Consider the following 8,743-nt stretch of genomic DNA (forward strand, 5'->3'; position numbering starts at 1 on the left):
GGAGGAGGTGTCGGCCTCCGGCCGACGCCGGGGGACATTCGCCGGAAAGGGTATGCCGCCCCGGCACTCGATTCACCGGCAGCCGCTGTAGATCCCCCGCCAGCCCTTGCCCCACGGGCCTCCGGCGTGCCTCCGGTCACAGCGTCATCAAGCTGTAACAAAAACATCATTTCATAGCAGCGTCAGCCGGCGAGCCCGGCACCCCATCCCGCTACGGAGTGACGCATGAAACTGCATTCGGCCGGCTTCGCCGCCCTTTCCCTGGCCATCGCGCTGGGCCTGTCCGCCTGCAAGCCGGCCGCCGAAGGCCAGGCTACCGCCCCGGCAGAAGGCGCTCCCGCCGCAGCCCCGGCCGCCGGCGACAAGCTGACCGCCGAAATTTCCGGCGCCGGCGCCTCCTTCATCTTCCCGCTGGTGTCCAAGTGGTCGGCCGACTACAACGCCGCCACCGGCGCCAAGGTCAATTACCAGTCGATCGGCTCGGGCGGCGGTATCGCCCAGATCAAGGCCGGCACGGTCGATTTCGGTTCCTCCGACAAGCCGCTGTCCAGCGAAGAGCTGGCCCAGGCCGGCCTGGGCCAGTTCCCGTCGGCGATCGGCGGCGTAGTCCCGGTGGTCAACATCGACGGCCTGGAAGCCGGCAAGCTGCGCCTGAGCGGCCCGCTGCTGGCCGACATCTTCCTGGGCAAGATCAAGACCTGGAACGACCCGGCCATCGTCGCCGCCAACCCGGGCGTGAAGCTGCCCGACGGCAAGATCACCCTGGTCCACCGTTCGGACGGCTCGGGCACCACCTTCAACTTCTCCAACTACCTGTCCAAGGTCAGCCCGGACTGGAAGAGCAAGGTCGGTGAAGGCACCTCGGTGCAGTGGCCGGACGGCGTGGGTGGCAAGGGCAACGAAGGCGTGGCCTCGTACGTGAAGCAGATCAAGGGCTCGATCGGCTACGTCGAACTGGCCTACGCGCTGCAGAACGGCATGCCGTACGCGTCTATGCAGAACGCCGCCGGCAACTGGGTGCTGCCGACCGCCGACACCTTCGCCGCCGCGGCCGCCAGCGCCGACTGGGCCAGCGCCAAGGACTTCAACCTGGTCATCACCAACGCCCCGGGCGACCAGGCGTGGCCGATCACCGCCACCAATTTCATGCTGATGCACAAGCAGCCCAAGGATGCCCAGCGCAGCAAGGACACCCTCGCGTTCTTCAAGTGGGCCTTCGAAAGCGGCCAGGCCCAGGCCAACGAACTGCACTACGTGCCGCTGCCGGCCGAGCTGGTGAAGCAGATCGAAGGCTACTGGACCGCTGAATTCAAGTAACAGCTCCGGGCCCGCGTCCAACGCGGGCCCGGCACACCCCACATCCTCCTCGGGCCCCAGCCTTTCCCATGAATGCCATCGCCCAGCCTGTACCGGCACCCTCCACGCGCGACCTGCGTGATGCACGCAACGACAAACTGTTCCGATGGGTGCTGATCGCCACCGTTGTCCTGGTGCTGGTCGCCCTGGCCTGCGCTGCGCTCTCGATGCTGTGGGGCGGCCGCCATGCCCTGCAGGAGCAGGGCCTGAGCTTCTTCTATTCCTCCGACTGGAATCCGGTCGAAAACAAGTTTGGTGCACTGGCCCCGATCTACGGCACCCTGGTCACCGCGGTGATCGCAATGATCATCGCCGTGCCGGTGAGCTTCGGCATTGCCTTCTTCCTCACCGAAGTGGCGCCGCGCTGGATGCGTGGCCCGGTCGGTACCGCCATCGAACTGCTGGCCGGCATTCCCTCGATCATCTACGGCATGTGGGGCCTGTTCGTGCTGGTGCCGGTGATGACCGAGTACGTCACCCCCACCCTCAACGAAACCCTGGGCGAGTGGCCGATCATCGGCCCGCTGTTCCAGGGCCCGCCGCTTGGCATCGGCGTACTCACCGCTGGCTTCGTGCTGGCGATCATGGTCATTCCGTTCATCTCATCGGTGATGCGCGAAGTGTTCCTGACCGTCCCTACCCGCCTGAAGGAATCGGCCTACGCGCTGGGTTCGACCAAGTGGGAAGTGAGCTGGGACATCGTGCTGCCCTACACCCGCTCGGCGGTGATCGGCGGCATCTTCCTCGGCCTCGGCCGTGCGCTCGGTGAAACCATGGCGGTGGCCTTCGTGATCGGCAACAGCGTGCGCCTGTCACCCTCGCTGCTGGAGCCGGGCACGACCATTGCCGCACTGATCGCCAACGACTTCGGCGAAGCGACTGAAACCTATCGCTCGGCACTGCTGCTGCTTGGCTTCGTGCTGTTCATCGTGACCTTCGTGGTGCTGGCAATCGCCCGCCTGATGCTGATGCGCCTGTCCCGCAAGGAGGGCAACTGATGTCCACCGCCGTCGCTTCCAATCCGCAGCCACTCTACCTGCGCCGCCGCATCGTCAACATCACCGCCCTGCTGCTGTCGTGCCTGACCGCGCTGTTCGGCCTGTTCTTCCTCGGCTGGATCCTGCTCACCCTGGCGTCCAAGGGCCTGGCCGGGATCAACCTGGACCTGTTCACCCGGATGACCCCGCCGCCCATGCAGGAAGGCGGCCTGGCCAATGCCTTCTTCGGCAGCGCGGTGATGTGTGCGATGGCGATCGCCATCGGCACCCCGCTGGGCGTGCTGGCCGGCACCTGGCTGGCCGAGTACGGCAACTTCCGCAAGGCAGGCACGGTGGTGCGCTTCGTCAACGACATCCTGCTCTCGGCACCGTCGATCGTGCTCGGCCTGTTCGTCTACACCCTGTACGTGATGCAGACCGGCGGGCAGTTCTCGGCCTTTGCCGGTGCGCTGTCGCTGGCCTTCATCGTGCTGCCGGTGGTGGTGCGCACCACCGACGAAATGCTGCGTCTGGTGCCCTCGCAGATGCGTGAAGCAGCGCTGTCGCTCGGTATCCCGCAGTGGAAAGTGACCGTACAGGTGCTGTACCGCAGCGCCGCCGCCGGCATCATCACTGGCATCCTGCTGGCCCTGGCCCGCATCTCCGGCGAAACCGCCCCGCTGCTGTTCACCGCCTTCGGCAACCAGTACTGGAACAGCAACGTGTTCCAGCCGATGGCCAGCGTGCCGGTGGTGATGAACCAGTTCGCCGGCAGCCCGTATGAATCCTGGCAGACGCTGGCCTGGGCCGGCGCGCTGGTGCTGACCCTGTTCGTGCTGCTGGTCAGCCTCTCCGCGCGCGGCATCCTGCTGCGCAACCGCATCTCCCATGACTGATCTTTCCGCGGATATCGCCATGAACGACCTCACCAATGCCGTGCCGATGCAGCGCATCGCGGTGCCGACCTCGCACCAATCGCTGGGCAACCCGGCGCCGACCAAGCTGGCCGCCCGCGGACTGGACTTCTACTACGACAAGTTCCACGCGCTGAAGAACATCAACCTGGAAATCCCGGAAAAGCGCGTCACCGCGCTGATCGGGCCCTCCGGTTGCGGCAAGTCGACCCTGCTGCGCATCTTCAACCGCATCTACGCGCTGTACCCCAAGCTGGAAGCCCGCGGCGAAGTGCTGCTGGACGGCGAGAACATCCTCTCGCCCAAGTACCCGATGAACCGCCTGCGCAGCAAGGTCGGCATGGTGTTCCAGAAGCCGGTGCCGTTCCCGATGACCATCTTCGAGAACGTGGCCTACGGCATCCGCCACCACGAAAAGCTGTCCAAGGCGGACATGAACGACCGCGTCGAGCACGCCCTGCGCCAGGGCGCGCTGTGGGACGAGGTCAAGGACAAGCTCAACCAGAGCGCGCTGGGCCTGTCCGGCGGCCAGCAGCAGCGCCTGTGCATCGCCCGTGCCGTAGCGCTGCGCCCGGACGTGCTGCTGCTCGACGAGCCGACCTCGGCGCTGGACCCGATCTCGACCAGCCGCATCGAACAGCTGGTCGAAGAGCTCAAACACGATTACACCATCGTGATCGTCACCCACAACATGCAGCAGGCCGCGCGCGTGTCCGACTACACCGCCTTCATGTACCTGGGCGACCTGATCGAACACGACCGCACCGAAGTGATCTTCTCGCAGCCGAACAAGCAGCAGACTGAGGATTACATCACCGGGCGGTTCGGGTAAGCCGTTACCGCCGTTTTGCCAGGCATTGCAGCCAGGCAGGGCCTGGCTCTACCGCAACCATCCAGCCGGCCAGTGTCCGGCTTTACGGGAACCATCATGAACATTCCGAACGACCACATCGTCAAGAGCTACGACGAAGAACAGCAGCGGCTGGTGGCCGAGATCGTGCGCATGGGCGAAATGTCCGTGGCGCAGCTGGAAGCGGCGCTGGACGTGATCGAACGCCGCGACGACAGCGCCGCGCAGCGCATCATTGCCAACGACGAAGCGATCGACAGCCTGGAACAGCAGATCAGCCATGACGTCATGCGCCTGGCGCTGCGCGGGCCGATGGCGCGCGACCTGCGCGAGATCCTGGCCGGCCTGCGCATTCCGGCCGACATCGAGCGCATCGGCGACTACGCGGCCAACGTGGCCAAGCGCTCCATCGCGCTCAGCAAGGTGCCGCCGCTGCCGCAGATCCAGGGCCTGCGCGCCTTGGGTCGCCTGGCCGCGCAGCAGGTGCGCCGCGCCATCGAGGCTTACCGCGACAACGACGCCGATGCCGCGCTCGCCCTGCGCGACGACGATGCCCGCCTTGACGCGCAGTACACCGCGTTGTTCCGCGAGCTGCTGACCTACATGATGGAAGACCCGCGCAATATCACCCCGTGCACCCACCTGTTGTTCATGGCCAAGAACCTGGAGCGGGTCGGCGACCACGCCACCAACATCGCCGAGAACGTGTGGTTCCTGGTGCATGGCGAGCAGGCGCTGCCGCCGCGCGAGAAGCGCGACGAGACCAGCACCGAACAGCTGTAGCAGGCCGGCAGCGGGCGTTACACGCCGTTACAGGCCGATACCGCGTATCGGCCTTTTTTAATTCCCTATTCAGCAAAAAAATCCCACTCTGGACCTGCGTTCCACCCCACCGCTCCAGAGGGTTCACACCATGAAACGTCTCATCGCCGCCACGCTGTCGTTGACCCTGCTCGCCGCCACCGGTTCGGCCTTCGCGGCCCCGCCCCGCCATGATGACCGCGACCACCGCGACCGCCATGACCAGCGCGATGACCGCAACCATGGCCCGTCGCGTGGGCATGATCGCCACGATCCGCCGCGTCGCGGCGGCCACCTCGCCAAGGACCACCGCGGCGCCTACGTGAGCGACTACCGGCGCCACGGCCTGCATGCGCCCAAGCGCGGCCAGCAGTGGCGCAAGGTTGATGACCGCTATGTGTTGATCGCGGTGGCCAGCGGCCTGATCGCGGACGTGGTGCTCAACGCGCGTTAAGCCATCCGCGACACGCAATAACCTTCGACGCGCCGGGACCTCCCGGCGCGTCTGCGTTTCGGGGCAGCCCCGGGATCGTCGCCCGCTGTCGCGAACAACCCAAGCTGTCGCGGACGCACCGTTTGCACTGAATCGGCCCTGTCTCGAACCGGCCACTCGCGCATCCTTCCTGCCCTGGCCGCGCTCTTATCCTGTGCCACGTTGAACAGGATCGCCGCACCGCATGCAGAGCCTCTGCCAGACCGAACTTGCCGCCGCCCACGGCGGCGACCGCGCCGCGCTGGACCGCGTGCTGCGGCATTCGCGCCAGCACCTGCGCCGCTATGCCGAGTACCACTGCGTCATCAACGACGTTGAAGATGCGGTCCAGGAAAGCCTGATCACGGTATCGCGGCGGCTGTGCGACCTGCGCCTGGTCGAGTGCTTCACCTCGTGGGCGTTCCGCATCGTCAAGCGCGAATGCAACCGGCTCAAGCGAGCGCGCTGCCAGTGGCGACACGAGGAACTGCGTGAGGAAATCCTGCCGCCGGCACGGCGCGACAACCTGGACCTGCGCCGCGACTGCGCCGCCGCGCTGGAATCGCTGCCCGCGCACTACCGCGAGGTGATCCTGCTGCGCGATCTGGAAGGGCTGTCCATTGCCGAAATGGCCGCTCAGCTCTCCACCACCCCCGAAACCATCAAGGCCCGGCTGCACCGCGCCCGCGTCATGGCGCGCGAATACCTGGCCTGATGTTCCCCGCGTGCCGGCAATCCGGCATGCTTCCCTGGCTGCACCCTGCCCCCCTCGGGCATTACTAGGAGCTTCTCCATGACCCTGTCCACCAAACACGCTTCCCTGCTGGCCTGCGCCGCGCTCGCCGGCGGCCTCGGCCTGGCCGGTACCGCATCGGCCCTGTCGATGACCGACCTGGCGCAAGGCTACGCACTGGCAGCGCAGGCCGCGCCCAAGGCCGATGCCAAGGCCGCGGAAGGCAAGTGTGGCGAAGGCAAATGTGGCGCCGATAAAGCCAAGCCGCACGCCACCGACAAGAAGGCCGCCGAAGGCAAGTGCGGTGAAGGCAAGTGCGGTGCCGACAAGGCCAAGGCCAAGCCGGCGGCGAAGAAGCCTGCCGAGGGCAAGTGCGGCGAAGGCAAGTGCGGTGCCGGGCACTGACCTGCGCAGCGGCGTGAACCCGATTCCGCCGTCGCTGCCGGCGACGGCGGTGGGGCTTGGCCTGCGCCGCGGCCTGCTCGATGACCTCGAGCAGGCGCTGCCCGGCGATGTCGACTTCCTCGAGTGCGCGCCGGAGAACTGGATCGGGCTCGGCGGCGCGCTGGGCGAACGGCTGCGCGGGCTCAGCGCGCGCTATCCGCTGACTTGCCACGGACTGTCGCTGTCGCTCGGCGGCAGCGCGCCGCTGGACCTGGCCTTCGTCGACCAGGTCCGGCGCTTCCTCGACACCCACCACGTCGCCCTGTACAGCGAACACCTGAGTTACTGCAGCGACGACGGGCACCTGTACGACCTGCTGCCGCTGCCGTTCACCGACGAAGCGGTGCGGCACGCGTCCAGCCGCATCCGCCAGGTGCAGGATCGGCTGGGGCGCCGCATCGCGGTCGAGAATGTGTCGACCTACCTCACCCCGCACGCGGCGATGAGCGAACTGGCCTTCACCCGTGCGGTACTGGACGAGGCCGACTGCGACCTGCTGCTGGACGTGAACAACGTCTACGTCAACGCCGGCAACCACGGTTACGATCCGGTCGCCTTCATCGATGGCCTGCCGGCCGCGCGCATCGTGTGCCTGCACGTGGCCGGCCACCACGACGAGGCCGACGGTCTCAGGATCGATACGCACGGCAGCGCGGTGATCGATCCGGTGTGGGCGCTGCTGGCGCATGCGCGGAACCGCTTCGGTCCGCGACCGGCACTGCTTGAACGCGATTTCAACCTGCCGCCGTTTGCCGAGCTGCGCGGGGAGCTGCAGCAGATGCGCCGCATCCTGGCCGGCCAACCGTTGCTGCCGGGAGCGGCGGCATGAGCGCCACGCTGCGCGACCAGCAATGGGCGTTGACCGGCCACCTGCGCAACCCGGACACCGCGCCGGCGCCGGCCGGCCTGGACGCGCGCCGGCTGCAGGTTTACCGCGACCTGCTGTTCAACAACCTGCAGTCCCTGCTTGGCGGTAGTTTCCCGGTCCTGCTGCAGGTGCTGGACGACGCGGAATGGCAGGCCCTGTGCCGGCGATACTTCATCGAGCACCGCTGCGTATCACCGCTGTTCACCGAGGTCGCTGGCGAGTTCGTGCAGTGGCTGCAGGACCAGCCCGCGCTGCCACGGCCGTTCCTGGCCGAACTGGCGCACTACGAATGGGTGGAACTGGCGCTGCAGGCCAGCGATGGCCGACCGCTGCCACCGGCGGAGACGGCGTGCGATCCGTGGCAGGTGCCGCTGCAGCGCTCGGCGCTGGCCTGGCCGTTGCGCTATCGATGGCCGGTGCAGCAGATCGGCGCCGCATACCAGCCCAGCGAGCCTCCGCCGGAGCCCACCTGCCTGATGGCGCGTCGGATGCCCGACGGCAGCATCGTGTTTTCGCAGCTCAGCGCCCTGGCCTGGGCGTTGCTGGTGCAGGTGGGCGAGGCGCCGGCGCGTAGCGGTGCCGTGCATCTGCAGCAGCTGGCGCACGCGCATGGCCTGGACCCCGCCGCGCTTGAAGCGCCCGGGCAGGCCCTGCTGGCGCAGTTGCTGGCCACGGCGGTGATAGGCCCGGCAGGGTTGCCCACTGCCCGCTGAACCGCGTGGCCGGCGTGCGCATCCGCGGCGGCGCGCGGGCCCTCCCTAGCGCATCGTCCCTGATTCCGGAGTTTCCGATGCGCCTGCCCTTCCCTGCCACTGCCCTGCGCGACCGCCTGGACGGTCTCGGCCGCTGGCTCGCCCCGCTTGGCCTGCGCCTGCTGCTGGCGTGGGAGTACATCGAATCCGGCCGCGAGAAGTGGCGCGGCGTGAACTGGTTCGACAGCGTGCAGGCCGACTTCCCGTTGCCGCTGCGCTGGCTGCCGCCGGCACTGAACTGGCACGCCGCGACCTGGCTGGAACTGCTGGGCGGGGCCTGCCTGCTGCTGGGCGTGGCCACCCGCGCCAGTGCCGCGCTGCTGATCGGGCTGACCGTGGTAGCCACGGCGGCCGTCCACTGGCCGGCGCAGTGGGACACGCTGGCCGCGCTGGCCGAGGGCTACGCGATCAGCGACCGCGGCCAGGGCAACTACAAACTGCCGCTGCTGTTCGTTGCGATGCTGCTGCCCCTGCTGCTGCAGGGTGGCGGCCGCCTGAGCGTGGATGCGTGGCTGGCCCGGCGCCATCCCGCCGCGCGCGCGCATTCCGATGCGCTGGCCTGGGGCGGGTTCGCAC

Annotated in this window: 11 protein-coding genes; all 11 read left to right on the forward strand. The window is 67.7% G+C overall.

The annotated features are described in order from the left end of the window. Positions 1–225: 225 nt before the first annotated feature. Entirely contained in the window at positions 226–1,317 is a 1,092-nt protein-coding gene (pstS, locus tag RWO33_RS17235) for a phosphate ABC transporter substrate-binding protein PstS (protein WP_314106402.1), read from the forward strand. Positions 1,318–1,385: 68 nt separating this feature from the next. Further along, positions 1,386–2,354, forward strand: a complete 969-nt coding sequence (gene pstC / locus RWO33_RS17240) for a phosphate ABC transporter permease subunit PstC (RefSeq protein ID WP_145478101.1) — start codon at positions 1,386–1,388, stop codon at positions 2,352–2,354. Next, the gene (gene pstA / locus RWO33_RS17245) at positions 2,354–3,229 is read left to right on the forward strand and encodes a phosphate ABC transporter permease PstA (protein ID WP_145478102.1); all 876 of its coding nucleotides are present in this window, start codon (positions 2,354–2,356) and stop codon (positions 3,227–3,229) included. Before pstC ends, pstA begins: the two co-directional genes overlap by 1 nt. Before the next feature lie 19 nt (positions 3,230–3,248). Continuing rightward, on the forward strand, positions 3,249–4,079 hold the full coding sequence (gene pstB, locus RWO33_RS17250; protein ID WP_314106413.1) for a phosphate ABC transporter ATP-binding protein PstB: 831 nt from the start codon (positions 3,249–3,251) through the stop codon (positions 4,077–4,079). A 96-nt stretch (positions 4,080–4,175) separates the two neighbouring features. Continuing rightward, positions 4,176–4,880 (forward strand): phosphate signaling complex protein PhoU, encoded by a 705-nt coding sequence (gene phoU, locus RWO33_RS17255; protein ID WP_145478103.1) that lies wholly within the window; start codon positions 4,176–4,178, stop codon positions 4,878–4,880. A 130-nt stretch (positions 4,881–5,010) separates the two neighbouring features. Then, positions 5,011–5,352 (forward strand): RcnB family protein, encoded by a 342-nt coding sequence (locus tag RWO33_RS17260; protein WP_145478104.1) that lies wholly within the window; start codon positions 5,011–5,013, stop codon positions 5,350–5,352. A gap of 223 nt (positions 5,353–5,575) precedes the next feature. Beyond that, a complete protein-coding gene (locus RWO33_RS17265; protein WP_145478105.1) occupies positions 5,576–6,085 on the forward strand; it encodes a sigma-70 family RNA polymerase sigma factor in 510 nt (169 codons plus the stop codon). 78 nt (positions 6,086–6,163) lie between these two features. Next, on the forward strand, positions 6,164–6,508 hold the full coding sequence (locus RWO33_RS17270; protein WP_314106407.1) for a hypothetical protein: 345 nt from the start codon (positions 6,164–6,166) through the stop codon (positions 6,506–6,508). Next, complete coding sequence (locus RWO33_RS17275; RefSeq protein ID WP_314106409.1) at positions 6,495–7,376, forward strand: DUF692 domain-containing protein; 882 nt, start codon at positions 6,495–6,497, stop codon at positions 7,374–7,376. The genes RWO33_RS17270 and RWO33_RS17275 overlap by 14 nt, the downstream gene beginning before the upstream one ends. Then, on the forward strand, positions 7,373–8,128 hold the full coding sequence (locus RWO33_RS17280) for a putative DNA-binding domain-containing protein (protein WP_314106410.1): 756 nt from the start codon (positions 7,373–7,375) through the stop codon (positions 8,126–8,128). Before RWO33_RS17275 ends, RWO33_RS17280 begins: the two co-directional genes overlap by 4 nt. A 77-nt stretch (positions 8,129–8,205) precedes the next feature. Then, positions 8,206–8,743: DoxX family protein (locus tag RWO33_RS17285; protein WP_314106412.1), on the forward strand; the 538-nt coding region annotated here is incomplete at its 3' end.

Origin of the sequence: uncultured Stenotrophomonas sp. (assembly GCF_963519925.1) — a bacterium.
In the GTDB taxonomy this organism is placed as follows: Bacteria; Pseudomonadota; Gammaproteobacteria; order Xanthomonadales; family Xanthomonadaceae; genus Stenotrophomonas; species Stenotrophomonas maltophilia_AE.